Raw genomic sequence first — 24,501 nt, forward strand, 5'->3', positions numbered from 1 at the left:
GGGTTGGTTTAATTGTCGCGAACGGTCAGGCCCTGCGGACCGGAGCGATAGTGGGTAAGGGTTCTGTCAGCATGGACGAGGCGCCAGGAAAGCGCCTTCTGGGCATAGTCGCGCACCAGCGCCGCATAGGCCGGATCGTCCGCCAGGTTGGTGAACTCGTGCGGATCCTTTTCGAGATCGAAGAAGAGCGGCGGTAGGGCGGCAAAGTGGACATATTTGTACTTCTCGTCCTGCACGACGCAGAGGCTCGAAGTGTCCATGCCGAGGCCGAGAACGGTCTGCGGCTCGGAATAAAAAACGTCCCGGAAATCGTATTCGTAGTGAAGTTCTGTCCGCCAATCCGCCGGCCGGGTTCCTTTCAGGAAAGGCAAAAGGGAAGCGCCGTCGCAGGCGCGGGGAATATCGCCGCCGAGCCAGTCGAGAATGGTCGGCATGACGTCGATGCTTTCGGTAAAGGCGGTCTCGATTTCGCCGGCCCGCGGATTGTCGCGGCCATCCTTGATGACGAGCGGAATGCGGAAGCTCTCGTCATTGTAGCCAATCTTGCCGAGCAGGTGATGATCGCCGAGCTGCTCGCCATGATCGCTGGTGAAGATGATCAGCGTGTCGTCCCATTGGCCCGTCTCGTCGAGATAGTCGAAGACACGGCCGAGACAGTCGTCCACCTCGGTGATCAGGCCGCAATAGGTGGCGCGCATCTGGCGCAGTTCGGCCTCGTCCATGGTAGAACCGGATCCTTCCGCGCCATGAAAGAAGGAACCGCGCTTGATACCGTCCACGTAGAACTTCATCAGGGGATGCTGGGCACCTTCGACATCCGGGTTCGCGGCGCGGATCGGCGCCGGCATGTCCTCCGGCTTGTACATGGCGTGGTAGGGTGCAGACGCGACGAAAGGCGGATGCGGCCGGTAATAACCGAGGTGCAGGAAGAAGGGCCGGCCCTTGCGGCCCTTGAGATAGGTGAGCGCCCGTTCGGTGAAGAAGGTCGAGTCGGAATATTCCTTGGGGATTCGCGACGGCTTGTCGGTCGCACCGGCCAGCGCCTCTCCGCCTTCCGGCAGCCAGATGTCGGGATGATGCTCCGGCAGTTCGAAACCCTGCTGTGCCACCCAACCGAAATAACCTTCCATGTTCGGCTCGAAGGCGCCGACCGAGCGGAAACCGTCCATCAGGTCGCCGAGACCGAGGAAACGCGGATCGTTTACGGAGGTTGTGCGCGGATCGGGCGTCGTGGTCGTGTAGCCGATCAGCGCCGGATCGTAGCCGACGGTACGCAGCGCCTTGCCCAGATTGAAATGGCGCTGATCGAGCGGCACCGTGTTCTGCACGGCGCGATGGTTCATCAGATAGAGACCGGTCAGCAAACTGGCGCGCGCCGGACCGCAGGGCACACAGGTCGTCACGTGATTGCGGAAGGTCACACCTTCCCGGCAAAGGCGGTCGAGATTGGGCGTCTTCAGGAAATCCGGCTTGCCGTCGGCACGCAGGACATGCGGCATGAAATCCGCCCGCCACTGGTCCACAACGATAAGAAGTACGTTCTTTCTGGTCACGGTTACCCCCGAAATTGCCGGGGCTATTTGGCGATCCTGTGTATCAGTTCCGTGACGCTATCTTTGCGATTCCATGAAATTGAACACGGATGCAAATTTCGCGAATTCTTGTTACAAATGTAAAATTACCGACACAAAATTCTGCCATGTCGCGGCCATCCGGGCATTTCTCCGGTAATTTCCCTCCCCCGCTATTTCCTTTGATTGATGGAGTTTCCATGTCTTCCCTTCCCGTGATCGGCGCCGCCATGACGCTCGACGAGCTCGAAATCCACCGCAACTGGCTTTTCGAAAAGCAACGCGACCTCGAACTCCAGGACTTCACCACGGGCGACGTGCTGAACGGCGACTGGGCTTCGCTGGCGGAACGAGCTCGGAGGCTGCTCGATGGTTATACCGGCCGCCTCGGCATCCACGGCCCGTTCTGGGGCTTCACCATCGCCTCGCATGATCCCGATATCCGCGCCGTTGTCGCCAAACGCCTGAAACAGGGCCTCGACGTCTGCGCGGCCATAGGCGCCACCCAGATGGTTGCTCACAGCCCCTATTCCACCTGGTCCTACAACAATCTCGACAACAACAAGGGCGAGCGCGACCGGGTGGTCGAACATGTGCATCTGACGATGCGCGACGCCGTCAGCTACGCCGAGGACATCGGCGCCGTCATCGTTCTCGAGAACATCGAGGATATCGACCAGCATGCCCGCGTGGCGCTCGCCGATAGTTTCAACTCGCCGGCCGTCGCAGTTTCGATAGACACGGGCCATGCGCATTACGCCCATGGCTCCACCGGCGCCCCGCCGGTCGACTATTACGTCAAGGCCGCCGGCAACCGGCTGCAGCACGTCCACCTCCAGGATGCCGACGGCTATGCCGACCGCCACTGGGCACTCGGCGAAGGCAATATTCTCTGGAATTCCGTATTCCAGGCCCTTGCCGACCTGACCAGCAATCCGCGCCTGATCGTCGAGATCAAGGACAAGGCGAAGATCCCGGCTTCCGTCGATTATCTCGCTTCGTTCGGCCTCGGTCAGTAAGAACGACGCGACAGATCATGTCCCCGGCATTGGACGCCGGGGGCATCGGCGTCATTCCGGGCACATGTCCCTGAGATGACCCTGGGTGGCGAGAATATCGCCTACCATCCTTTCCCGGGCCAGTGCGCCGTTGCGGTCACGCAAGGCTGCGACGATCTGAAAATGATAGGAAGAAAAGGGGTGCACGACACCCTTGTCGAATTCCTTCTCCACATAATTGGTCAGCATCCGCATATAGGGCCCGAAACGCAGCCACAGCATTTCGATATGCTGCGGCAGGACTTCGGAGGCGGACTTCTCATAAATGCCGAAATGGAATTCCTGGTTCTTGCGCAGCATGCCGTAGACGTCGCCGGCCTTGCCGGTCTCTTCGTGCTCGCGGGCAAGCGCTTCGGAACGATCGATATCCTCGTCCGTCATGTTGGCGGCGGCAAGTTCGGTCGCAAGTCCTTCGAGTGCGATGCGCGCCTGACATAGATCCTCGAGCCGGGCGCGCGATATCGCCGGCACCCGCGCCGATCCGTTATGACCGATCTCCAGCCCGTTTTCGGCGGCAAGCCTGCGAAGCGCCTCGCGCACCGGCATATGGCTGGTGCCGAATTCCGTTGCCAGGGACGAAATGGTGATTGCCTGCGAAGGGGCGAACGAGCCCCACATCAGTGCACGACGCAACTGCTCGTAGACCGAATCCTGCACGGTCACGCGCGATGTCACCTTCAAAAGCCCGCTGTCCGCCATGCTTTCCTCTAATTTCCTTCAAATCACAACCAGGCCTCGCATAAGAGGCCTTGCTCTTCAAGTCTCATCCTCGTCGGGAGATCTTCTGTCCCCGACGCGGCTCGTCCTGACCTGATCTTGCTGACACAATAGAACAACGAGCGATTTGATCAAATGCGCGCAAGCAGTGATAATCGCAATATTTTCGGGAATGTGATTTCGCGCGCCCCGGTCCTCGGCAATCCGACTTCGGGAGAATGGAATGAAATTCGCAAGTAGTGAGAGAGGTGCTAGCGGGAGACTCCCTGCTGCTGCCAGAAGTGCAAAATATGCTTATCGCTCATAAAGTGAGGCAGGAAGGAGAAGCCCGAAAAGGCTTTCCAGTCATCTGATGTGGTGGTAGCGCCGCCGGAAATACACAAGCGCTTCTTCCTCGTCCCCGCCATGAGCGATGCCGATCACGCGGCAGAACAGCACGTGATGCGTACCGCTTTCGATCGCGTTTTCGACTTCGCAATCGAAGGAAACGATCGCGTCCGCCAACCGGGGCGAGCCGGTAGCGCCCAGAATCCAGTCACCGACCGCGAACCGGTCCTCCTGCGGCGTCGATCCGCCGAACAGTTTCGACATCGCCTCGTGGCTGGATGCCAGCGTATTGACGCAGAGCACGCGGTTCTTCTCGAACATGCCCGCAACGGAACTCGACCGGTTGAGGCAGACCAGCAGAGTCGGCGGCCGGTCCGTCACGCTGCAGACGGCCGAAGCGGTAAATCCCGCAAGCCCGCCAGGTCCGTCCGTCGTGACGATGTTTACCGCCGCGGCCAACCGCGCCATACCCTCCCGGAAGGCCAGCCGGGTCGCCTCGACCTCGTCATGGATCAGGTCGGCCGTCATTCGACACGCAACCCCGCTTTTTTCAGAAGCGGCAGCACCCGGTCGCAGAAGAAGGGCAGTTCGTAGGTGTAATTGACGAAAGACATTGCGATACCGGAATATCCCTGGTTGGAAATTGCTATCATATCCTCGACGATCTTTTCCGGCGTGCCGATCAGCGGATACCCGCCCGCGCCGCCGGCGAACCGCTTGCGATAACGATCATAGCTTTCCTTGTCATGCGATTGGGAAAACTCCTTCTTGCCGGCCATGTGGGCGTCGACCGCCTCATGGTCGGCCATGGTCACGGCATAACGTTCGTAATAATCCTCGGCCTCCTTCTGGCTTTCGCGGCAGACGACGTGGCAGACTGTATAGGCGCCCACATCCCGATCAAGCTTTTCCGCTCGGGCCTTGATATCTGCCACATGCTTGCCGGCCTCGGAAATCTCCGTGAAGGTTGTAAAGAGATATTCGCAGTTCCTGGCGGCAAAGTCCCGGCCGGGTCCGCCGAAGGCAGCGTTCATGGTGACCGGCCGCGGCGATTGCAGGCTTGCCGGGCGGCTTACCACGTCCTTCAGCTTATAGTAGGAGCCGTCGAAGTCGAACGGAGCGTCCGAAGCGTAGGCCCGTTCCATGATCTCAAGCCACTCCGCCGCCTGATCATACCCCTTCTCCACCAACGGCACGCCGAACATGCCGAATTCCTTGGGATTCCAGCCGCAAACGATGTTGAGGCCTGCCCGACCTCCGCTGATATGATCGACCGTCGCGAGCGCCTTGGCGGCGTAGAGTGGATGCACGAGCGGCACGTGCACGGTCATGAAAAGGCCGATCCGCTCGGTCACCGAGGCAAGCCCGGCGGCCCAGGTGAAGGTCTCGAACGACCACTCCCGGACCCGGTTCCTACCTCCAAATCCCTTCCAGCGGGCGATCGGCAGGAAGAAGTCGAGCCCGCCGCGATCGGCGATCTGCACGGCATTGAGATTGTCCGCCCAGCGCGCCTGCCAGCGTTCCGGCACATCGGTGATGGCGAGCCCTCCGTCGGCATTGGCGGAGAAGACACCGAGCTTCAATCTGCTCGAGCCTTTCAGCGGATGTTGCTTGATCATGCTGTTCCTCTCTTGGTGTATCTTCTACGGGCCGTGCGCGACATCTCTGCTTCCCGCAACTGGCGCTGGCGAACGTCGAGATAGGCCTCTTCCGCCGCGAACATGAAAAGTGTCATCCGGTCCTGCACCATCAACGGGTCATGCGCGAGAAAAGCCCTGTGGATGCGCGACAGTCCGTCGATATACCGCTCGGCCGTAGCGCCGTCGGCGAATGTGCCGAGCCGCACCGACTGGAAATAATCCATGAACCGGGAAATGGTCGCCGCCATATGCGGATTGCGGACCGCCTTCAGCCAGGCGTTGCGGAAATCCACGTTTGCCGCCAGCAGCGCCGGGATGTCGTTTTCACCAAGCGCCTGTTCGACCCGGTCCATGGCCGCGGCCAGTTCCGCTTCCACGGCCGGCGTCATGTCCCGCGCCGCGCTCGCCGCCGCCCGGGGTTCCAGCTGCCGGCGCACTTCGAACAGACCCGAAATATCCTCGAGCGACAATTCCCGGATCGCAAATCCCCTCGTCGTGCCGACAAGATAGCCTTCCGACACCAGCCTGAGCAGGGCCTCGCGGGCGGGCATGCGGGAACTGCCGTTTGCCGCGGCGATATCCGTGTCCACCAATCGGTCGGATGGAGTGATCATGCTCCGCTGCAGCTTCAGCCGCAGATCGGAATAGATCGCATCCACCAGATTGTCGCTCGGCTTTGCCATCGTGCTCTCCTGGTTAATCGGTATACTGTTTATTCGAAGTTTCAAGCGATTTTTGTGTGATCCTTCGCTATTAGCGCAAAGTTCGGCAGTTTCCGTATACGGATGCGCATGAAATGACGGCCAATGATTGTATGGATGCCGCTTTTATTCGGCTTGAAGCATCAGGAATTTTAGGCTTAAACTTTATTTGACCGCGAGGTGCGTATCATCTCGCCAACCCGCCAAGGGACCAATTTCCAGAGGATCGTCATGAGTGATTTCCGCAAGAAATGCATCAGTTGCGAACGGGTGATCGGCACATTCGCGGCCATTCCGAATCCGGTGGCAATCGAGGTTGCCGCCGCCGCCGGCCTCGATTTCCTTTGCATAGACGCGGAACATTCGCAGATCGACCGCGAACTCGTCGAAAACCTGGTTCGCGCCGCCGATGTCCATCGCGTGCCGGCCATGGTCCGCGTACCCGGCCATGCGCCCGAATGGATCCAGACGGTACTCGATGCGGGTGCCGCCGGCGTTCTGGTGCCGCGCGTCTCCACCGCAGCCCAGGCCAGGGCGGCCGTCGCGGCGACCCGTTATCCGCCCATCGGCGAACGCGGCGTCGGCCCGGGCCGTGCTTCGGGCTACGGTTACCGCATTCCGGACTACCTGGCATCCGCGAACGAAAGCCTCGTCCTGTCGATCCAGATCGAGACGGCGGAAGGACTCGCCAATGTCGATGAGATCGTCGCCGTCGAGGGCGTCGACGTCATCTTCATCGGTCCCGGCGACCTTTCTGTCTCGATCAACGCCATGGGGCCTCCCGGCGCAGAAAAGCTGAACGCGGCGATCATCACGATCGCGGACGCTGCCCGCAAAGCCGGCAAGGCGGTCGGCATCTTCCGGCCGTCCGCCGACGACGTCGGCAGGTGGGCCGGTGTCGGCATCACCTTCTTCATGCTGGCGAGCGACACGATGTTTCTCGGCGCAAGCCTTGCAGCCGGCGTCGCCGCCGCCCACAACGCATGAGGTGAACCGATGAAGATCATCAAGACCGACGGCATGCTCACCGTCGAACCGGAGCAACTGGCCTATCTCGAAGGTCTCGGCGCCGAATTCGTCGAAAAGACGCTTCTCACCGAGGACGCCCTAATCGCAGAGGCAGCCGATGCCGACGCGCTGATGGTGCTGCGCGAACCGATCACCACCCGGGTTCTTGCCGAACTGAAGAACCTCAAGGTCATCGGCCGCTTCGGCGTCGGCCTCGATTCCATCGATGTCGAGGCCTGCACCAGGGCCGGCGTACAGGTGACCTACGTGCCGGATTCCAACATCGACGAAGTCAGCACGCATGCGCTGGCGCTGATCCTGTCGCTTGCCCGCAAGCTGAAGACCTTCGACAGCGCGGTGCGCAAGGGCCGCTGGCGGGCGATGGAGGATGGTGCCGGCATCACCCGGCCGAGCGGTCAGGTTCTCGGCTTGATCGGCTTCGGCCAGATCGGTCGCCTGACGGCTGGCAAGGCCAAGGCCTTCGGATATGAGATCATCGCCTACGATCCTCACATGCCCGCGGAGAGGATTTCGGCTGCAGGCGCCCGCCCCGTTTCGCTGGACGAGCTCTTTGGCGCAGCGGACTTCGTCTCCCTGCACGTCCCCGCAACGCCGGAGACCCGCAATATCATCTCGGCTGAAGCACTGAGGAAGATGAAGAAGGGCGCCTTCGTCATCAACGTCTCCCGCGGCGGCCTGGTTGACGAGACCGCGTTGGCGGAAGCGATCACCAGCGGCCGTATCGCCGGGGCGGGGATCGACACGTTCGAAAAGGAGCCGCCGTCGCCGGACAATCCGCTGCTCGCGCTCGACCAGGTGATCGTTTCGCCACATGCGGCACATTATTCGACGCAGAGCTATGCGGAAGTCCGCAGCAAGGTATTTGCCGACGTGGCTGCGGTGCTCAAAGGCGGGAAACCGAAATATCCCGTAAACCTCAAAGGGTGAGACCGTGAAGGCCATTCAGTACAGCGAGCACGGCCCAGCCGAAACGATGCGTTACGTCGATCTGCCCGACCCGGTCGCGGAAGCCGGCCAGATCCTCGTCAAGCTGCAAGCCGCAAGTGTCACGCCCTTCGACTGGAAGCTCCGAGCCGGCTATCTGAAAAGCCATTTCACCCTGCCCATGCCGAGCGTGCCCGGCCGCGACGGCGGCGGCACGGTGATCGCTGTCGGCGAAGGCGCAAGTCAATTCAAGGTCGGGGACCGGGTGGTCGTCATGGCCGGCGTCTTCGCCCAGGGCGGTTATGCGGAAATGATCGCCGTCGATGAAAAGCAGGCTGTAAGGATTCCGGACAGGTTATCGACGATCGAAGCCGTGGCGCTCACCAATGCCGGCCTGAGCGCCTGGATCGCCCTGCAGACCGCTGAAGTCAAATCGGGTGACAAGGTGCTTGTGCATTCCGGCGCCGGCGCGGTCGGCGGTCTGCTCATACAACTTTGCCATCATCTCGGTGCGAACGTAAGCACGACCTGCCGCTCCAGCAACCGGGACTATGTTCTCGGCCTGGGTGCGGATAGTGCTGTCGCCTACGATCAGCAGGACTTCTCCGAAGTTTTGGATGATCAGGACATCGTTTTCGATCTGATGGGTGGCGATGTCCACGACAAATCCTACAAGGTCCTGAAGAGGGGAGGCCGCCTGGTGTGGCTGGTTGCCGATCCGATCAAGGATCGCGGCGCTGATTTCGGCGTGACGGTTACCCGCATCATGGTGACCGACGACAAATCCGCGCTTCAGGCGATAATGGATTTGGCCGGTGCCGGCGTACTGCAACCACAGGTCGCTCGCACCATGCCCCTTTCCGAGGCGGCGGAAGCCCATCGCCAGATGGAAAAAAGCGCAATTTCCCGCGGGCGCCTGATACTCACCATGTGATCTCTCAGGTGCCGCCGGGAAACAGCGGCGCCCCACGGCCTTTGGCAACGAAGGTCCGGAAATCCTCGACCGCATGCTCGTTGGCGAGCGCGCAGAATGGTCCGCGGCTGACCTCGATGCCGTTGATCCTCTTGAGCCGCACATCCATTTCGGCGCTCTTCAGCGCTACCGCTGCAGTATTGACCACCGGCGCATGCAATACCCTAAAGCCGTACTCGCCACCGACGAGCAGGCCCGGCAGCACGCCTGCCGGCACGACGACATCCGCACCGTCGCGCACAAGGGGTTCCGCACAGGCAGAGAAATTCGCAAGCATTCGCGTGCGGGCCTCGCCGTCGCCGGCAAAGGCGGCACTGAAATCGGAAGGCTCGCAATTCATGCCGACCACGTGCCGGACCCGGCTGCCGAGACCGTAGAGATCGGCCTGTTCATAATGCCAGACCTGGAAGACGTCATCGAGCGTGACGAGCGCCAGCCGCCGGCCGAGGCGAGCCGCATAATGCATGCAGACCTCGCCCGTGCCGATCACCGGGATCGTCAGCGCCGACTTGAGTTCGTAGAGACCGGGATCCTGGAAATGGCCGAGGACGACGGCGTCGTAACCGCGGCTCGCCGCCTCCAGTCCGTTATCGATGGCAATCGCCGCGCAGCGGAATTCCGCCAATCGCCCGAAGTGACGGTCAGGCGGGCTGATGCCGAAGACATCCACGGTCGTGCCCGGTTCGGCAATGCCGTTCAGGTAGTCCGAAAGCCGCTTCATATAGGCGGCACTCGCGGTGGCATCGATGAAGCTCTGCCAGAAAATGCGCATTGTCCCCTCGTTTCGCTCTTTTTCCTGCGAGAATTCGCTCTCGTCAAAATATGAATTTAAGGCTTTACTCTTGCTTCAAAACAGCCTGGAGAATCGCATGACCACGCCCGAAAACCCGCTGAGCGACCCGACCGTGGAGATGTCGGAGGCGGCGCTGACGGAATTCGAATGGTCGCTGTGGCGCATCTCCGCAGCGTTTCTGCGCTGGCAGTCGGAATGTTCGAGCGAGCTTGCCGGCGCGGGCCTGAGCGGTCTCGACACCGCCATCCTGCACACGATCCGCTATCGCAACAAGCCGAAAGGACTGGGCGAGATCTCTCGCCTGCTCGGCCGCGACGACACCGCCAACATCCAGTATGCCATCAAGAAGCTGCAGACCCTGCAGCTTATCGAGCGCGTCAAGGGCCGCTCGCGGAAGGACACGCTCTACACGCCGACCCGCAAGGGCACAAAACTCACCCAGGACTATCGGGCGCTGCGCCGTCACCTGCTGATCTCGCTGATCCAGAAGATGGATCATGCGGAAAAGGGGCTTGGCGGGGCGACGGAAATGCTCGAACTGCTGACGAGTTTCTACGACACGGCCGCCCGGCGCGTGGCGAGCGGTTCTCATCCCATCGAGCGCTCCTGAACGAGTGCGAGGACGCGGAGAGGACTGCCCGAGCCGTTCTGGATCTTCAGTGGCGCCGTGACGATCAGCGTGCCGGTCGGCGGAAGCCGGTCGAGATTGGCCAGGCACTGCAGGCCGTATCGTCCCGCCCCATGCAGATAATGATGCGCGGGATAGGGTGGCGAGAAATGCCCAGCCTGCCCGGCATCCGTGCCGATCGTCTCCGTGCCGAAACCGATGATGCCCCGCTCCTCGACGAGAAACCGCATCACCTCTGCGTCCGGCCCGGGCGTATGCGCGCCATCCGCCAGCAGGTTGGCGTAAGCGGCGCCCGATTTCTTCGACCAGTCGGTGCGCAGCAGAACCCAGCTTCGCACGGGAATGCGGCCGTGCCTGTCTTCCCAGGCGGCCACATCAGCGACGGTGAACAGGAAATCCGCATCCTTCGCCGACTGTTCGGAACAGTCAATCAAGCAGGCCGGAGCGATCATGTCGGCGGGCGGCATCGTATCGACGGAATTGAGCGGCAGGTCGCGGCCCGTATACCAGTGGATCGGGGCGTCGAAATGCGTGCCGGTATGTTCGCCGAAGGAAAGGTTGTTCCAATACCAAGCCGGCCCGCCGGCATCGTATTGGGAAATCCGCTCCATGCGGAACGGCGCCGACTGGCCGAGTTCCGGCGGCATGACGATGACGGGGAAATCCGGCGTAAGCGTTTGGGTGAGGTCTACGATCCTGACCTGGCCACCGGCGAGCGCCGCCGCAAGGGCTCCGAGAATATCGTAGCTCATTGGCCCGCCTCCCGCTCTACCGCCTTAGGATTGTCGAACAGCCGCGCCGCGATATCCTTGGCGACGTCACCGACATAGATATCTTCCAGTCCGCGCCTCAGCCCGTCGACGATGGCGTCCGCGAGGGTCTTCGGTACCACCTTGGGCGGCGGCACGGTCTGGAACCATTCGGTATCGAGCGGGCCGGCAAAGGCATTGACCACCCGGATCCCGCCCTGGCGAAGTTCGCCGCGCAGCCATTGCGACAGCGACAGGCAGGCCGCTTGCACCGCCGAATGAACGCCGAACTGCGGCACGCTGCTGAGACCGTGGATGGACAGGACGTTGACCCAGGCGACGGCGCCCGTCGCGCCATCCGCTCCGCGTGAGCGCATCACCGGACCGAAAGCCTGTGCCAGCCGCATCAGGCCCATGACGGTGTGATCCATCGCCTCGCGCGCCGAATTTGCCGCGCCCGCATCGAAAAGATGCGCCGGGCGTACATGGTCCGCTGTGTTGATCAGGATCTCGACCTTGGCACCGAGATCCATCGCCAGTTCCTGGACCGAACGCTCGCTGGTGAGGTCCAGATCGACGAGTTCCACGCCTTCGACGGCCTCCAGCGCCGCCTGTTCGCTGAAAGGTTTCCAGCGATCGGCTATTCCGACGAAAATCCTGGCCGCCCCTGCTTTCTTTAAGGCCAATGCCAGTGCCACCGCGACCGGACTGCGGCCGTCCGATATCAGCACGCGCCGGTGCTTGGGATCGGCGGTCAGTTCCCGCCACTGGGGGTCGTCTTCCATATTCGGCGTCTCCGAAATCGGGTGAGCGAAAAATACCGCCTGCCCGGCACGATCCAGCTGAAGCGTAAGCGTGAGCGGGCTACCTGGTCCGCCGCAATCGCCATGCAGATGCACGACCGCGCTCGGCCCGCAATCGAGCTTCACCAAGCCTGTCCGCCAAGGCATGTGCTCGCGGTAATAAGGGTCGCTCGTCACCTCGATCCGGGTTTCCGAAATAAGGGTGCCGCCGGTTGGCGCATCCTGGAACCGCAGGTCGGGCGACAGGCAGTTCGGGCAGGCTTCCCGGACGGGGTAAGCATATTTTCCGCATTCGCCGCAGCACTGCAGCATGAACCGGCCGACCGAGGCGGCAAGCGTCAGACCATGCGCCTTGCGGCTGCGGGCCGAGGGCGGCAGCAGCGGCTGTGTCGTGCGGGCGAGCGGGTTCTTGTGTTTCGGTCTGGCAAGCGCCTCGGTCATCACGCCCTCGCCAGTATGGCGGCCGCCGAGGCAAGGCCGCGGTCGTAGTTGATCATGCCGAAGCCGGAAACCAGGCCGAGCTTCGCGTCCTGCACCTGGCAGTCGCCCGCCGAACCGAGGAGCTGGCGCATCGCTTCCGTAATGCCGAGATGTCCGCCGGCGGCACCTGCCTGCCCGACCGAAAGCTGGCCGCCGGAGGTATTGTGCGGCATCGAGCCGTCGACGGTGAACGTATTCTGCCGCACGAATTCCGGACCCTCCCCCTTTTCGCAGAAGCCGAGATCCTCGAACTGCATCATCGAGATGACCGCATAATCGTCATAGGTCTCGATGAAATCCATGTCGTCGGGCCTTGCGCCCGCCATGCCGTAGAGTTCGTCGCGGTCGACCACCCAACCGCCGCGCACCTGCACAGGATCCTCGCAAAAGGCATTATGCCGCTCGATCGCCGAAAGCAGCCGCACGAACGGCAGGCCGAGCGATTTGGCCGTCTCTTCCCGCATCACCAGAAACGCCTCCGCCCCGGCACACGGCATGACGCAATCGAACAGGTGAAAGGGTGCTGCAATCGCCCGGGCCGACATGTACTGTTCCAGGGTCAGCGGCTTCTTCAGCAGCGCATGAGGATTTTTCATCGCATTGTCGCGCTGGGCGATGCAGAGCTTGCCGAAATCCTCGCGCGCCGCGCCATGGCGATCCATGTAGTGACGCGCAATCAATGCGAAACTGGCATTTGGTCCCCCGGCTCCGTAGGGGTAGGATGCGTCCTGAGCGAAACGGGAAAAGTTGGCAAGCGTCTTCCGAAACGTATCGACCTGATTGGTGTCGGCCGCAACGCAGGCGACGATATCCGCGTCCCCCGCCTGCACCGCCCGCGCTGCCCGGCGGATCGACACGATGCCCGAAGCGCCACCCATCGGCACATGATCGAGATGGCGCGGCGACAGTCCGAAATGCTGGGTCAAGGCAATGGCGCTGTCAGGCCCCATGGTGAAGCTCGACACGCAAAAACCATCGAAATCGCGGTGGCTGATGCCCGCACCCTCGGCCAATGCCCTGAGCGCCCTGCCCATCCACCAATGCGCGCGCTCGATGGAATAGCGCTGGTAGGGCACCGTCACCGGCACCGCCAGCACCACGCCGTCATAGCTCTGCCGCATGCGGGAAAAGGCCATCAGGCGACCGTCAGCTTGACGTCGATATTGCCGCGCGTCGCGTTCGAATAGGGGCAGCGCTCGTGCGCACCCGCAACGATTTCCTCCGCTATCGCCCGCTCGACGCCCGGCAGGGAAGCCACGAGGTCGACGGCGAGCGCATAACCGACCGGCACCGGACCGATGCCGACCTTGGCGGTGATCGACGTATCGTCCGGCAGCGCGATCTTCCTGTTGCGGGCGACGAGCTTCACCGCCCCGAGAAAGCAGGCCGCATAACCGGCGGCGAAAAGCTGCTCCGGATTGGTGCCCTCGCCGCCCGGCCCGCCAAGCCCCTTCGGCACCGAAAGATTGACCGAAAAGCTGCCGTCGACGCTCTGGGCTTTCCCCTCGCGTCCACCATGCGCCACGACGGCCGTTTCGTAGAGGATCTTCTCCGGGATCATGCAAACCTCCATACAAGGAATTTAGCTTTTATTTATCGTATATCATGAAACAAACTGACGCGACGGACGCGTCAGCCGGCCTTGCGGATCGAAACCTTGAGCTCCCGCAGGTCTACTGCCGAACCATCCTCGACGGCTTTCGCCGCCATGGCCTTGATTTCGCCGCGCTGCAGCTTTTGGGTGGAGCTCACCGGCAGCCTGTCGATAAAAGCCACGTAACCGGGAAGTTTGTGATAGGCGATATGGGCGCCTGCCGCCTCGATGATCTGCCTCGCCTTCTCGACCGGTTCGCCCGCTTTCGCCGCCTCGCTCTCGACGATGAAGGCGAACACTTCCTCGCCGCGCAGGTCGTCCGCCACCGGCGTCACCGCGGATGCTTTCACGCGCGGGTTCTTGGCAAGCGCCGCCTCGACCTCCAGCACCGCGATATTCTCGCCGCTGCGGCGGACGATGCTCTTCTTGCGGTCGAAGAAATAGAGAAGTCCTTTTTCATCCGCATAAACGACATCGCCGGTATGGAACCAACCGCTTTCCCAGGCCTCCTCTGTCGCCTTTTCGTCCTTCAGGTAACCGCTGAAGAAACCGGCGCGCGGATTCGGCCCTTTTGCACGCACAAGAAGCTCGCCGGGTTTTCCCAATTCTGCATCATTGCCGGCGTCGTCCACGATGCGAAAATCCATGCCGGCACGCGGACGGCCGATGCAGCGCAGGCCCGGCGTATATTCGTCCGCCGCGGTAGTGGTGACGGCCCGGCCGCCGGTTTCGGTCATCGCCCAGGCTTCGACGATCGGGATGCGGTAACGTTCCTCGAACTCGATTTTGTGCCGCGCATCGACGCCCGGCCCCAACGCGAACCTCACCCGGTGCGCCCGCTCCGCCTCGATGACGGGAAGCTGCAGCAGGATCGCCGGAATGACGCCCAGGCAATGGACGATCGTCGCACCGGAATCGGCGACCGAAGCCCACCAGGAACTCGAATGGAATCGGTCGAGCGGCACGATCGCCCCGCCTGCCATGATCATGCCGACGGCGGTGCAGCCGAGCGCATTCATGTGGAACATCGGCAGCGGCGTCAGCGCCACCTCCTTGCCTTCGTCCATCTCCGCGATGCCGCCCTGGGTCGTGTACCACTCGGCAACGGTAACGAAGTAGAGGTTCGAAAGGATGCAGCCTTTCGGTTTACCGGTGCTGCCCGAGGTAAACAGCAGCGCGCATTCGGCGTCCGGCCCGCCAGCGCACGCTTCACGGGCTTCCGGGCATGCCGGAATCTCGTCGCCGACCGCGATCACCTTCACCATGTCCGGCCTGATGTCGCGAAGCTCGTCCAACCGCTCCGGGATCACCACCATCAGCGGCGCCTCGGACATATCGAGCTGGAAGAGCAGTTCGTCGCGACGCAGGTCCGGGTTGATCGGCACGATCGACACGCCGATCGCGTTCAGCGCCAGCCAATGGTCGAAGAATTGCGGCCGGTTTTCGAGCAGCAATGCCACCCGTGCGCCGACACCGTATCCGGCCTCCGCAAACTTCTGTTTCAACAGACCCACGCGCGCGAAAACCTCGCCATAACTGTAGCGAAACCCCTCCGGTGCATAAGCAAGCTTCGCGCTCTTCGGCGCGATCAGCATCGGCGCTTCCGGCCTTTTCAACGCCTGATGTTCGAAGAGCAGATAGGGAGAATGCATCGTCTTGTCCTCAAGCTCGCTCCAGCAGGCCTTTGATCAAAAACATCTCGGCCTCGTGAATCGTGCCGAACTGGACCCATTCCGCATCCGTCTGGCTCTCCAGCCGCCAGGTCAGCAGCGTCACCACGCACTTATCCCGCCCCATACGAAGAAGCGCGCCGGGAATGACCCGAGACATGTTGCGGAATTGCATGGTCTCCTTCGACCCGCCAACCTCGTAGTCCACCTGAAGGCGAGCGCGATCCACATTGAGGCGCACGAACGTCTGCTTCCCGGTGAAGGTGGACGTGCCGCAGAACAGGCCGGGCTCCACCTCAGTACGATTGAGGCTGCCCCAGGCCCACTGGCCTTGCTTCAACCCGTCGGACATCAGTTCGAAGGCGGCCTCCGCAGGGCGCTCCACCATGATGCTGCTTGAATGGCAATGCGGATCGATCATGAGCATCCCTCCTTCAGTCCTTTTGGGTCGCAATTTTCAAAAGGCATTTTAAGTGTAAAATAATGGGAAAGAACGTCAACGTCTTTTTGCGAGACGCCTCCGCGCGAATACTCGTTTTCCGACGGATGAATATCGAGCTTTCAACCTGAAGAGCAAAAAATCCCCATATTTACGGCTTTTTCGCAGGAGCAGTTCCGAGAATCTCAATTTCCCGCTCTCAATAATTTTAGGCTTGAAGTAATCTATACCTCGTTCTACGATCCCCTCAATTGTCAAGGGGACGACCGCAAAAGCGGTTCAAAACAAAATCGAAGCTCCTGGCAGGATTGCAGGCTTGCGTTTCACCAACCGCCGCAAGCCCGTCGGCCGCAATCGACGGGCAGAACCAGAGGGATCGTCATGACTTTTGAAATCGACCGCAGAAATCTCCTGCAGATGCTCGGCCTTGCCGCGGTCAGCGGCTCCGCGCTTTCGCAGGCCACCTTCGCTTTTGCCGCAGATACGGACAGCGTCACCATCGGCTGGCCGTCGGACGTGCCGTCCTGGGATCCGAACCTGCGTTTCGTCCCGGATGCGCAGCCGATCTTCAAGCTGGTCTTCGACCAGCCTCTGGATCAGGCGCCGGACCTGAAGCTGATCGGCAATCTCATCACCAAATGGGAATTGAAGCCGGACGGCCTCTCGATGCCTTTCGAGATCCGCAGCGACGTGAAGTTCCACAACGGCGATCCGATGACGATGGAGGACTTCAAATACACCTTCGTCGACCGCGTGAAGTCCGGCCTCAAGCTCGACATCGCCAATTCCTGGCGGACCCTGACCGACATCGAGATCACCTCGCCGACCTCTGGCGTCATGAAGTTTTCCGCGGCGACCCCGACCGCTCCTCAATGGCTCGCATTCCTTGGCAGCTATCTCGTTCCGAAGAAATATATCGAATCCGTCGGCCCGGAGGAATTCGCCAAGAAGCCGGTCGGAACCGGCCCATACAAGCTGGTCGACTACCAGATGAACTCCCGCATCGTGCTGGAGCGCAACGACACCTATTTCGGACCTAAGCCGAAGATCAAGCGCGTCACCATCGACATCATCAAGGATCCGTCGGCCCGCACCGCCGCCATTCAGTCGGGCCAGGTCGATCTGACGGTCAACATCCCGGTCCGCGAAGCCGAGCGCCTCGGCAAGACCGACGGCCTGACCGCGGAGATCAACCCGTTCACCCGCCTGATCCTCCTGCAAATGCGCAATGACAAGGGCTTTGCCGACATGGCAGTGCGCCTCGCCGCCCATCACGCGATCGACAAGGCGGCTCTTTCCAAGGCTTTTTACGGTGGTGCGGCCGTGCCGCTTTCCATCCCGGCCACGCCCGGCACGCCAGGCTACCTGCCGGACTACAAGTTCGCCTACGATCCGGAACTTTCCAAGAAGCTGCTCAAGGATGCCGGCTATACGGCCGAAAAGCCAGCCACATTCACGCTCGCCTCGACCAACGGCCAGTTTCCGAGCGATTTCGACATCGCCCGCGCACTCGTGCAGATGTGGCAGAAGGTCGGGTTGAAGGTCGAACTGCAGCAGATCGAATATTCCAAGTATTTCGAACTGAACCGCGGCGGCCAGCTGCCGGAAGCCACCCTCTACAGCTTCGACAACGCCACCGGCGACCCGGAAATCTTCTCCGGCTATCTCATGAACCCGAAAATGCCGTTCGGAGCCTGGAAAGGCATGGAGATCGGCGACAAGATCCTCAAGCTCTTCGTCGAACCGGTCTACGAAAAGCGCATCGCGGGTTACAAGGACGTCGCCAAGGAAGCGGTCGAAACCGGCGCCAACATTCCGATCCTGCAGAGCGTCCAGACGCTGGTCCGCAAGAAGAGCCTCAGCTACGTCAAATATGGCAACGCCTGGGTTCTGGCCAATACCATGTCGTGGTCCTGATGCCACTCTGACCCAAATCGTTCCAGGGTCCGGCCTGCCGGGCCCCTTTCCCTGACATTTCAATACGGGGCATGCGCATGTTTGCGACCATTGCCAAGCTGTTGGTAAAGCGCGTGCTGACCGCGATACCGATCCTGCTCGTTGTTTCCGCGCTTCTCTTCTGCATCCTGCGCGTCCTGCCGGTCGATCCGGCGGCGATGTCGCTGCCGCCGAATGCGACGGTCCAGGAAGTCGAGGCCATGCGCAAGGAAATGGGTCTCGACCGGCCGATCTATGAACAATACGGCATCTGGCTCGGCAAGCTGCTGCAGGGCGATATCGGCCGTTCCATCCATTTTCGCCAGGACGTGACATCGCTGATCGGTACGACCTTGCCTGCCACGGTCGAACTCGCCGTCATCGCCATGATGGTCGCCACCGTCTTCGGCCTCGCCGGTGGCCTCTTCCTCTTCTACGTGCGCGGTACGCGCGCCGAAGCGGTCATGGATTTCGTTTCCATCCTGCTGCTGTCGTTGCCGGAATTCCTCTGGAGCCTTTTCCTGCTGCTGATCTTCGGCGTCTTCTTCGAGGTGCTGCCCTTCACCGGGCGCCTGAGCCCCGGTTTCGAGCGTCCCGTGGTCACCGGCTTCCTGCTGCTGGACAGCCTGATTACCGGCAACATCTCGACGTTTTTCAACGCGCTGGAGCACATGATCCTGCCCTGCCTGGCGCTCGGCATCGCGCTGTCGCCGTCGCTAATGCGGGTGCTGCGCTCCAGCCTGCTCGACGTATATCAGGACGATTACATCCAGCAGGCGCGACTGCGCGGCCTGTCCGAAAAACGCATCCTGGTTCGCCATGGGCTGAAGAACGCCATCCTGCCGACATTGAGCCTCATGGGTGTGCAGTTCGGTTTCCTGTTCGGCGGCACGCTCCTGGTCGAGATCATCTATTCTTATCCGGGCATGGGCAACCTCATGGTCGACGCGATCCGCAATGCGGACCTCCCGATCATCCAGGGTGCGGGGCTGACCTATTGTATCGCCGTGCTGGTGATCAGCATCGCGGTCGACAGCCTGTACCTGATCCTCAACCCGAAACTGAGGGCGCGTTGACATGGCGAGCTTCGAAGGAAAACGACCGCTTCCGCTCTGGCTGAGATCCGGCCGCGTCCAGACAGGCCTTGTCATCATCTTCATCCTCGGCATCTGCGCGATCTTCGCGCCCTATCTTGCGCCGAACGATCCGAACGAGCAGAACCTTCTCGCCATCCTGACCCCACCCGCCTGGGCAGACGGCGGCGACCCGATGTTCCCTCTCGGCACCGACAGTCTCGGACGCTGCGTGCTCTCCCGTCTCATCTTCGGCGCCCGCGTTGCTTTGACCGTCGCTTTCACAGCCTCGGTCGGCGCGATGCTCATCGGCGCCTTCTTCGCTCACGTCGCCGGCTATTTCGGCGGCTGGATCGACTGGCTGATCGGCCGCGTGGTCGAGATCTGGCTTTCCTTCCCGCCGGTCATCCTCTCGCTCATCCTCATGGTCGGCCTCGGTACCGGCCTGCGCAATGTCGTGCTGGCGATTATCCTCGTCGATTGGACGCGCTTCTGCCGCGTCCTCAGAAGCGAGGTGATCGTGCTGCGGCGACGCGACTACGTTTCGGCCGCTCAACTCGTCGGCTTCTCGCACTGGCGCACCGTCACCCGCGAAATCCTGCCAGGTACTTTGCCGCTGCTGATCACCCTCATGAGCCTCGAAATGGGCGTCGCCGTGATCGTCGAAGCAATCCTGTCCTTCGTCGGCATGAGCGTCAGCTCGGAAACCGCCGCCTGGGGCCAGATGATCGCCGACGCGCGCCAGAATATCTATGAGGCGCCCTTCAACCTGATCGCACCGATCGGAGCGATTTTCTTCGCGGTCTTTGGCTTCAACATTCTGGGCGACGGACTGCGCCGCACGCTCGACACACGCCTGACGCAGACGGAGCGCACCTGACATGGCGAACCCTATTCTCTCCGCACAGGGCCTCTGCGTCGAATCTGTCGGCGGCGCGGAAAGCTTTCCGGTCCTGACGGACCTCAACTTTTCGCTCGAACCGGGCAAGATCCTCGGCCTCGTGGGTGAATCCGGCGCCGGCAAGTCCATGATCGGCCGCACCATTTCGCAATATCTGCCAAAAGGTTTTACGGTCACCAGGGGCATGTTGAAATTCGACGGCGAAGACCTGGTTGGCATGGTGCCCGAGCGACGCCGCAACTTGCTAGGCCGCGAGATTGCCTTCATTCCGCAGGAACCGCTCTCCGGCTTGAACCCCGTGCTCAGCGTCGGCCAGCAGATGAAGGAACATCTGGCCCGCATCGGACTTGCTTCCGGCGAAAACTGGCGCCAACGGGCATTGAAGGAATTCGAGGCCGTCCACCTGCCGCATGGTGCCGCGCTGCTCGACAAATATCCGCACCAGCTTTCCGGCGGCATGTGCCAGCGCATCCTGATCGCCATGGCTTTCGCCAGCCGTCCGCGGCTGCTGATTGCCGATGAACCGACCACGGCGCTCGACGTGACGATCCAGGCACGCATCGTCAAGCTGATTGCCGAGATGCAAAAGCGCGACGGCACGGCGGTGATCTTCATCACCCACGATCTCCGCCTTGCATCGCAGATCAGCGACGAAATCATGGTGCTTTATGCCGGCCGGCCGGCCGAACGCGGTCCTGCCAAGCAGCTCTTTTCCGCGCCGGCACACCCCTACACGCGCTGTCTGCAGCTTGCCAACCCGACGATCACCGGACCGCGCCGCGGCCTCTTCATCCTGCCGGAACGCATGCCGGGCCTGCGCGTGCTGAAGGAGCTGAAGGGTTGCCGTTTTGCCTCCCGCTGTCCGAATGCAATCGAAGCCTGCACACAAGCCGAACCGCCGCTCGCGGAAATCGGCGCGAACCACATAGCAGCCTGCATTCGCACGGAGAAAACGCCGGAGATCGTACCGCCCCGGCTCGCCCCCGGTCGCGAGTCTTCTTCGGCCAAGATCCATCTCTGCGGCGAGAAACTTACCAAATCCTATACCACGGCCTGGAGCCCTTTTGCTCTGCGTACGAGTTTCAAGGCGGTCAACAGCGTCGATTTCACGCTCGGCGAAGGCGAGTTTGTCGGCATCGTCGGCGAGAGCGGCAGCGGCAAGAGTTCGCTGGCGCGCCTCGTCGTCGGCCTCGACACGCCGACGGAAGGCCAGATCACCCTTGCCGGCCGCGACGTGACCGCCAACGGCAATTCGGAAAGGGCCTACCGCCGCGACTATATCCAAATGGTTTTTCAGGACCCGCAATCGGCGCTCAATCCGCGCCGGCGGATCGGCAGCATCGTCACTCAGGCAAATGAGGCAAGCGGCCTTCACAGCAGCACTCAGGAGCGCATGGACCGCGCCGCCGAACTGCTGAAAGAAATCGGCCTGCCGCCCGATGCGGCGATGCGCTTTCCATCGCAGCTTTCCGGCGGTCAGAAGCAGCGCGTCAATATTGCCCGCGCGCTCTGCACCCTGCCGAAGATCCTGGTTGCCGATGAGATCGTCTCCGGCCTTGACGTCTCGGTTCAAGCCCAGCTTCTCGACCTGCTGTTGAAGCTGCGCGACGAGCACGGTTTTTCGATGCTGTTCATCAGCCACGACCTCTCGGTCGTCCGTTATCTCTGCGATCGGGTCATGGTCATGTATCGCGGGAAAGTCGTCGAGAGCGGAAAGACGGAAGCGGTCTTCGCCGACCCGCAGCACGCATACACCCGTAGCCTGCTTGCCGCCGTGCCGCCGGATGACGTCAACATGGACTGGTCGCCCGTTCTGGCGGAGGCCGGATATCAGGTGGAATGACGACCGTTGCCATGATCGGAGATCAGGGAACGATGATGCGCGTTTCCATCGGAAAATGCGAATTGCCGCCTTCGAAGGGCGGGAAGGTTTTGAAGTCCTCGCGCATGGCGATGCGCGCAGGCGACTGCAGCGCCGCCTGAAGCGCCGCCGGACTGTCGAACATCACCCGGTTGCGCTGCATGTGATTGACCCGCTCCCACGGCAGGAAGCCGCACCAGTCGATGCGTGAAAGAACCTCGATCTTTCGTATACCGGGAAAGGTGCGCATGACCTGCGGATGGTGGGTGACGTAGTGATGCATCCAGACATTCAGATCCCGCGCCGGCCCCTGGTAGTGCACCACATAAGAGCAGGGGTTGCCATTCTTTTCGATATCGAGGGCCGCGTCGTCGACGGGGAAATGCCGCGCATACATCGCCTGCTGCGTCGCCTTGGCGCCTCGGATGCTGGAGAGCACGCCGGAGGCAGCAAGCTGCTGCAGATGGCCGGCCGGCGCCATCGCGTCTTCCAATTCGGAGAGCTCGTTGAAATGCAGCTGCATGCCGAAAACCGGGGACTGTTCGTCCTTGTTGTACATGTCCCTGGTGATTTCAGGCGTATAGAGATTGGCGGAGGTTAGGCCGGGGGTCAGCCTGACTATTTCTGCAACGGTTTCGACATCGGCTTCACTGACCGCAAGCTGACTGCCCTCGGCATTTTCGAAAAAGGCGAAATAGGCAAAACGCATGGCGTGATTCTTCCTGTTCCCTTGGAGACCGCAATGCGTTCACGGTCGCCTCCGTTCCCCATTCAATGACGCCACTATCGGACCGCCCGCAGCAAAAAACAAGTTTAGACTTAAATCATTCTTGGGTTTGGGACGTCCCCGCATACTCCCGGAAGGACATGATTTAAGCTTCAATCTTTTCGCTTGAAAGTCACCGGATTTTGCATCACGATCCCTGTCAATCGCGCGTTGACCAGGATTAGAAGCGCCGCACCATCGCTCTTGGGAGAGAGCCCGTTTCAGGTTATTCCTTTTCATCGGCGAACAATAAAAAACATATCCGATCCGGTGGAAGATGCCTCCGGTTCACCAAACAGAGGGAACAGAAATTCATGTCCATGCTCCTTTTCCGCCGCGCCTTCGTGGGCCTCGCGGGCGCCGCAATCCTGTCCGCCGCAAGCGCCGGCCTCGCATCGGCAGCAGCTCTCGTCGTCGGCTCCTATCCGAGCAACCCGCCCTTTGAATACAAGACCTCCAGCGGCACGTTCGAGGGTTTCGAGGTCGACATCGTCAATGAAGTGGCCAAGCGCCTCGGCATGACGGTGGAAATTTCCGACCTCGGCTTCCAGGCGCTCTTTGCCGCCACCTCCTCGAAGCGTATCGACGTGGCGATCTCCTCGATCACCATCACCAAGGAGCGCCTCGGCAGCCAGTCCTTCACCCAGCCTTATTATGATTCCGACATGGGCATCGCCACCCGCAAGGAAGCGACCATTGCCAAGGTGGAAGATCTGAAGGGCAAGATCGTCGGTGTGCTGGCAGGCTCCACCGGCGATAAATGGGCGAAGGAAAACCAGGCAAAATACGGCGTCAGCGAGATCAAGAGCTACAACGCCCAGCAGGATCTTCTGATGGATCTCTCCGCCGGCCGCGCCGACGCCGCCGTCAGCGACGTTCCGGGCATGGAATACGCTTTCCTCAAGATGAAGGACCTTGCCGTCAAGGTGCGCATCAAGACCGGTGAACAGTATGGCCTGATGATGACCAAGGATCACCCGCTGCTCGCCAAGGCGAACGACGCCATTACTGCGATGAAGAAGGACGGCACTCTGGCAGCGATCCACAAGAAGTGGTTCGGCAGCGACCCGGCCGCTGGTTCTGCATCCGCCGTTGAACAGCCGATGCCGAAACCCTGAGCCGGCTGTCGACATCCGACATCCCCATGCCGGCCGGCGACGGCCGGCATTTTCATGAGCACAGAGGCCGGATGACATGACCCTCCTCGACACATTCTTCAATATCGAGGTTCTCGGAGACGCCTTCCCGGCGCTGCTGCGCGGCCTGATCAATACCTTTCTGCTCGGCGTCGCGGGGATCGGCTTCGGCATTCCCTGCGGTCTGGTGATCGGCCTCCTGCGCCTCTATGGACCGAAGCCCGTCCGCACCCTCATGGTGCTTTATATCGACATCTTCCGTGCGGCACCTATGCTGGTCGTGCTGATCATGATCTATTACGCACTGCCCTTCGTCGGCATCCGGTTCTCGTCCTGGACCTCCGCGGGCCTCGCCTTCACGATCGTCATGGCCGCCTATATGGCCGAAGTTTTCCGATCGGGTATCGAAAGCGTCCCGAAAGGCCAGTTCGAAGCGGCAGCCGCCCTCGGGCTGCCCTTCCTCGTCACGCTGCGAAAAGTCGTGCTGCCGCAGGCGATCCGTATCGTCATCCCGCCGATGACCAACAACTGCGTGTCGATGTTCAAGGATACCTCGCTCGCCTCTACCGTTGCTCTGCCGGAATTGTTGAAAGAAGCGACCGACGCGCAGGCCCTGCATGCAAACCCGACCCCGCTGATCGGCGCGGCGCTGATCTATATCGCCTTCCTTTGGCCGATGGTGCGGCTGGTCAGCCTTCTCGAAAGGAAGTTCGGCAAGGAAAAAACACGCTGA

The 24,501-nt window shown here is 61.4% G+C and carries 24 protein-coding genes; 11 read left to right on the forward strand and 13 right to left on the reverse strand.

Annotated features, from left to right (window positions below; translation table 11 throughout):
- Positions 1 to 8: 8 nt before the first annotated feature.
- Positions 9 to 1,553 (reverse strand): phosphoric/sulfuric ester hydrolase PehA, encoded by a 1,545-nt coding sequence (gene pehA, locus DMO26_RS24235; RefSeq protein ID WP_117194742.1) that lies wholly within the window; start codon positions 1,551 to 1,553, stop codon positions 9 to 11.
- A gap of 218 nt (positions 1,554 to 1,771) precedes the next feature.
- On the opposite strand from pehA, the gene DMO26_RS24240 reads away from it, so the two are divergent.
- The gene (locus DMO26_RS24240; protein WP_117194743.1) at positions 1,772 to 2,590 is read left to right on the forward strand and encodes a sugar phosphate isomerase/epimerase family protein; all 819 of its coding nucleotides are present in this window, start codon (positions 1,772 to 1,774) and stop codon (positions 2,588 to 2,590) included.
- A gap of 51 nt (positions 2,591 to 2,641) precedes the next feature.
- On the opposite strand, the gene DMO26_RS24245 is transcribed toward DMO26_RS24240, so the two are convergent.
- The 4 genes from DMO26_RS24245 to DMO26_RS24260 all read right to left on the reverse strand — a co-directional run bounded on the left by DMO26_RS24245 (position 2,642) and on the right by DMO26_RS24260 (position 5,996).
- Positions 2,642 to 3,328, reverse strand: a complete 687-nt coding sequence (locus DMO26_RS24245) for a GntR family transcriptional regulator (protein ID WP_117194744.1) — start codon at positions 3,326 to 3,328, stop codon at positions 2,642 to 2,644.
- A gap of 363 nt (positions 3,329 to 3,691) precedes the next feature.
- Entirely contained in the window at positions 3,692 to 4,201 is a 510-nt protein-coding gene (locus DMO26_RS24250; protein ID WP_117194745.1) for a flavin reductase, read from the reverse strand.
- A complete protein-coding gene (locus tag DMO26_RS24255) occupies positions 4,198 to 5,292 on the reverse strand; it encodes an LLM class flavin-dependent oxidoreductase (RefSeq protein ID WP_117194746.1) in 1,095 nt (364 codons plus the stop codon). The genes DMO26_RS24250 and DMO26_RS24255 overlap by 4 nt, the downstream gene beginning before the upstream one ends.
- Positions 5,289 to 5,996 carry a GntR family transcriptional regulator gene (locus tag DMO26_RS24260; protein WP_117194747.1) on the reverse strand — a complete coding sequence of 236 codons (708 nt, stop codon included), beginning with the start codon at positions 5,994 to 5,996 and terminating at the stop codon, positions 5,289 to 5,291. Before DMO26_RS24260 ends, DMO26_RS24255 begins: the two co-directional genes overlap by 4 nt.
- A 249-nt stretch (positions 5,997 to 6,245) precedes the next feature.
- Between DMO26_RS24260 and DMO26_RS24265 the strand changes: the two genes are divergently transcribed.
- Genes DMO26_RS24265 through DMO26_RS24275 form a run of 3 tightly spaced genes read left to right on the forward strand, consistent with a single transcriptional unit; the run spans position 6,246 to position 8,901 of the window.
- The gene (locus tag DMO26_RS24265; RefSeq protein WP_117194748.1) at positions 6,246 to 7,001 is read left to right on the forward strand and encodes an HpcH/HpaI aldolase family protein; all 756 of its coding nucleotides are present in this window, start codon (positions 6,246 to 6,248) and stop codon (positions 6,999 to 7,001) included.
- A gap of 9 nt (positions 7,002 to 7,010) precedes the next feature.
- Positions 7,011 to 7,970: a C-terminal binding protein gene (locus tag DMO26_RS24270; protein WP_117194749.1), complete on the forward strand. Its 960-nt coding sequence runs from the start codon at positions 7,011 to 7,013 to the stop codon at positions 7,968 to 7,970.
- A 4-nt stretch (positions 7,971 to 7,974) separates the two neighbouring features.
- Positions 7,975 to 8,901: an NADP-dependent oxidoreductase gene (locus DMO26_RS24275; RefSeq protein WP_117194750.1), complete on the forward strand. Its 927-nt coding sequence runs from the start codon at positions 7,975 to 7,977 to the stop codon at positions 8,899 to 8,901.
- Between the two features lie 4 nt (positions 8,902 to 8,905).
- Here DMO26_RS24275 and DMO26_RS24280 read toward each other — a convergent pair whose 3' ends face one another.
- Positions 8,906 to 9,712 (reverse strand): aspartate/glutamate racemase family protein, encoded by an 807-nt coding sequence (locus DMO26_RS24280; RefSeq protein WP_117194751.1) that lies wholly within the window; start codon positions 9,710 to 9,712, stop codon positions 8,906 to 8,908.
- 97 nt (positions 9,713 to 9,809) lie between these two features.
- Here DMO26_RS24280 and DMO26_RS24285 point away from each other — a divergent pair, with 97 nt between their 5' ends.
- Entirely contained in the window at positions 9,810 to 10,343 is a 534-nt protein-coding gene (locus DMO26_RS24285; RefSeq protein WP_162895049.1) for a winged helix DNA-binding protein, read from the forward strand.
- On the opposite strand, the gene DMO26_RS24290 is transcribed toward DMO26_RS24285, so the two are convergent.
- From DMO26_RS24290 to DMO26_RS24315, 6 genes are all read right to left on the reverse strand, one after another.
- Positions 10,322 to 11,113, reverse strand: a complete 792-nt coding sequence (locus DMO26_RS24290; RefSeq protein WP_117194752.1) for a cyclase family protein — start codon at positions 11,111 to 11,113, stop codon at positions 10,322 to 10,324. The genes DMO26_RS24285 and DMO26_RS24290 overlap by 22 nt on opposite strands.
- On the reverse strand, positions 11,110 to 12,354 hold the full coding sequence (locus tag DMO26_RS24295) for an SDR family oxidoreductase (protein WP_117194753.1): 1,245 nt from the start codon (positions 12,352 to 12,354) through the stop codon (positions 11,110 to 11,112). Before DMO26_RS24295 ends, DMO26_RS24290 begins: the two co-directional genes overlap by 4 nt.
- Positions 12,354 to 13,529 (reverse strand): thiolase family protein, encoded by a 1,176-nt coding sequence (locus DMO26_RS24300; RefSeq protein WP_117194754.1) that lies wholly within the window; start codon positions 13,527 to 13,529, stop codon positions 12,354 to 12,356. The genes DMO26_RS24295 and DMO26_RS24300 overlap by 1 nt, the downstream gene beginning before the upstream one ends.
- Positions 13,529 to 13,954: an organic hydroperoxide resistance protein gene (locus tag DMO26_RS24305; RefSeq protein ID WP_117194755.1), complete on the reverse strand. Its 426-nt coding sequence runs from the start codon at positions 13,952 to 13,954 to the stop codon at positions 13,529 to 13,531. Before DMO26_RS24305 ends, DMO26_RS24300 begins: the two co-directional genes overlap by 1 nt.
- A gap of 71 nt (positions 13,955 to 14,025) precedes the next feature.
- Positions 14,026 to 15,639 carry an AMP-binding protein gene (locus tag DMO26_RS24310; protein ID WP_117194756.1) on the reverse strand — a complete coding sequence of 538 codons (1,614 nt, stop codon included), beginning with the start codon at positions 15,637 to 15,639 and terminating at the stop codon, positions 14,026 to 14,028.
- 10 nt (positions 15,640 to 15,649) lie between these two features.
- Entirely contained in the window at positions 15,650 to 16,078 is a 429-nt protein-coding gene (locus DMO26_RS24315; RefSeq protein ID WP_117194836.1) for a hypothetical protein, read from the reverse strand.
- Positions 16,079 to 16,477: 399 nt separating this feature from the next.
- Between DMO26_RS24315 and DMO26_RS24320 the strand changes: the two genes are divergently transcribed.
- The 4 genes from DMO26_RS24320 to DMO26_RS24335 all read left to right on the forward strand — a co-directional run bounded on the left by DMO26_RS24320 (position 16,478) and on the right by DMO26_RS24335 (position 21,848).
- Entirely contained in the window at positions 16,478 to 18,013 is a 1,536-nt protein-coding gene (locus DMO26_RS24320; protein WP_117194757.1) for an ABC transporter substrate-binding protein, read from the forward strand.
- 77 nt (positions 18,014 to 18,090) lie between these two features.
- Positions 18,091 to 19,107: an ABC transporter permease gene (locus DMO26_RS24325; RefSeq protein ID WP_117194837.1), complete on the forward strand. Its 1,017-nt coding sequence runs from the start codon at positions 18,091 to 18,093 to the stop codon at positions 19,105 to 19,107.
- 1 nt (position 19,108) lies between these two features.
- On the forward strand, positions 19,109 to 19,984 hold the full coding sequence (locus DMO26_RS24330; RefSeq protein ID WP_117194758.1) for an ABC transporter permease: 876 nt from the start codon (positions 19,109 to 19,111) through the stop codon (positions 19,982 to 19,984).
- A 1-nt stretch (position 19,985) separates the two neighbouring features.
- On the forward strand, positions 19,986 to 21,848 hold the full coding sequence (locus tag DMO26_RS24335; RefSeq protein ID WP_117194759.1) for a dipeptide ABC transporter ATP-binding protein: 1,863 nt from the start codon (positions 19,986 to 19,988) through the stop codon (positions 21,846 to 21,848).
- 22 nt (positions 21,849 to 21,870) lie between these two features.
- Here the strand turns inward: DMO26_RS24335 and DMO26_RS24340 are convergent, their stop codons facing one another.
- The gene (locus tag DMO26_RS24340) at positions 21,871 to 22,575 is read right to left on the reverse strand and encodes a hypothetical protein (protein WP_117194760.1); all 705 of its coding nucleotides are present in this window, start codon (positions 22,573 to 22,575) and stop codon (positions 21,871 to 21,873) included.
- Between the two features lie 377 nt (positions 22,576 to 22,952).
- On the opposite strand from DMO26_RS24340, the gene DMO26_RS24345 reads away from it, so the two are divergent.
- Both DMO26_RS24345 and DMO26_RS24350 read left to right on the forward strand, forming a co-directional pair.
- Positions 22,953 to 23,750: an ABC transporter substrate-binding protein gene (locus DMO26_RS24345; protein WP_117194838.1), complete on the forward strand. Its 798-nt coding sequence runs from the start codon at positions 22,953 to 22,955 to the stop codon at positions 23,748 to 23,750.
- Positions 23,751 to 23,826: 76 nt separating this feature from the next.
- A complete protein-coding gene (locus DMO26_RS24350; RefSeq protein WP_117194761.1) occupies positions 23,827 to 24,501 on the forward strand; it encodes an amino acid ABC transporter permease in 675 nt (224 codons plus the stop codon).

Origin of the sequence: Rhizobium terrae (genome assembly GCF_003425685.1) — a bacterium.
Classification (GTDB): Bacteria; Pseudomonadota; Alphaproteobacteria; order Rhizobiales; family Rhizobiaceae; genus Neorhizobium; species Neorhizobium terrae.

Coding starts and splice junctions, on each gene's coding strand:
- DMO26_RS24240 (WP_117194743.1), top strand. CDS start 1,772: ATGTCTTCCCTTCCCGTGATCGGCGCCGCCATGACGCTCGACGAGCTC.
- DMO26_RS24245 (WP_117194744.1), bottom strand. CDS start 3,328: ATGGCGGACAGCGGGCTTTTGAAGGTGACATCGCGCGTGACCGTGCAG.
- DMO26_RS24250 (WP_117194745.1), bottom strand. CDS start 4,201: ATGACGGCCGACCTGATCCATGACGAGGTCGAGGCGACCCGGCTGGCC.
- DMO26_RS24255 (WP_117194746.1), bottom strand. CDS start 5,292: ATGATCAAGCAACATCCGCTGAAAGGCTCGAGCAGATTGAAGCTCGGT.
- DMO26_RS24260 (WP_117194747.1), bottom strand. CDS start 5,996: ATGGCAAAGCCGAGCGACAATCTGGTGGATGCGATCTATTCCGATCTG.
- DMO26_RS24265 (WP_117194748.1), top strand. CDS start 6,246: ATGAGTGATTTCCGCAAGAAATGCATCAGTTGCGAACGGGTGATCGGC.
- DMO26_RS24270 (WP_117194749.1), top strand. CDS start 7,011: ATGAAGATCATCAAGACCGACGGCATGCTCACCGTCGAACCGGAGCAA.
- DMO26_RS24280 (WP_117194751.1), bottom strand. CDS start 9,712: ATGCGCATTTTCTGGCAGAGCTTCATCGATGCCACCGCGAGTGCCGCC.
- DMO26_RS24285 (WP_162895049.1), top strand. CDS start 9,810: ATGACCACGCCCGAAAACCCGCTGAGCGACCCGACCGTGGAGATGTCG.
- DMO26_RS24290 (WP_117194752.1), bottom strand. CDS start 11,113: ATGAGCTACGATATTCTCGGAGCCCTTGCGGCGGCGCTCGCCGGTGGC.
- DMO26_RS24295 (WP_117194753.1), bottom strand. CDS start 12,354: ATGACCGAGGCGCTTGCCAGACCGAAACACAAGAACCCGCTCGCCCGC.
- DMO26_RS24300 (WP_117194754.1), bottom strand. CDS start 13,529: ATGGCCTTTTCCCGCATGCGGCAGAGCTATGACGGCGTGGTGCTGGCG.
- DMO26_RS24305 (WP_117194755.1), bottom strand. CDS start 13,954: ATGATCCCGGAGAAGATCCTCTACGAAACGGCCGTCGTGGCGCATGGT.
- DMO26_RS24310 (WP_117194756.1), bottom strand. CDS start 15,639: ATGCATTCTCCCTATCTGCTCTTCGAACATCAGGCGTTGAAAAGGCCG.
- DMO26_RS24315 (WP_117194836.1), bottom strand. CDS start 16,078: ATGATCGATCCGCATTGCCATTCAAGCAGCATCATGGTGGAGCGCCCT.
- DMO26_RS24320 (WP_117194757.1), top strand. CDS start 16,478: ATGACTTTTGAAATCGACCGCAGAAATCTCCTGCAGATGCTCGGCCTT.
- DMO26_RS24325 (WP_117194837.1), top strand. CDS start 18,091: ATGTTTGCGACCATTGCCAAGCTGTTGGTAAAGCGCGTGCTGACCGCG.
- DMO26_RS24330 (WP_117194758.1), top strand. CDS start 19,109: ATGGCGAGCTTCGAAGGAAAACGACCGCTTCCGCTCTGGCTGAGATCC.
- DMO26_RS24335 (WP_117194759.1), top strand. CDS start 19,986: ATGGCGAACCCTATTCTCTCCGCACAGGGCCTCTGCGTCGAATCTGTC.
- DMO26_RS24340 (WP_117194760.1), bottom strand. CDS start 22,575: ATGCGTTTTGCCTATTTCGCCTTTTTCGAAAATGCCGAGGGCAGTCAG.
- DMO26_RS24345 (WP_117194838.1), top strand. CDS start 22,953: ATGCTCCTTTTCCGCCGCGCCTTCGTGGGCCTCGCGGGCGCCGCAATC.
- DMO26_RS24350 (WP_117194761.1), top strand. CDS start 23,827: ATGACCCTCCTCGACACATTCTTCAATATCGAGGTTCTCGGAGACGCC.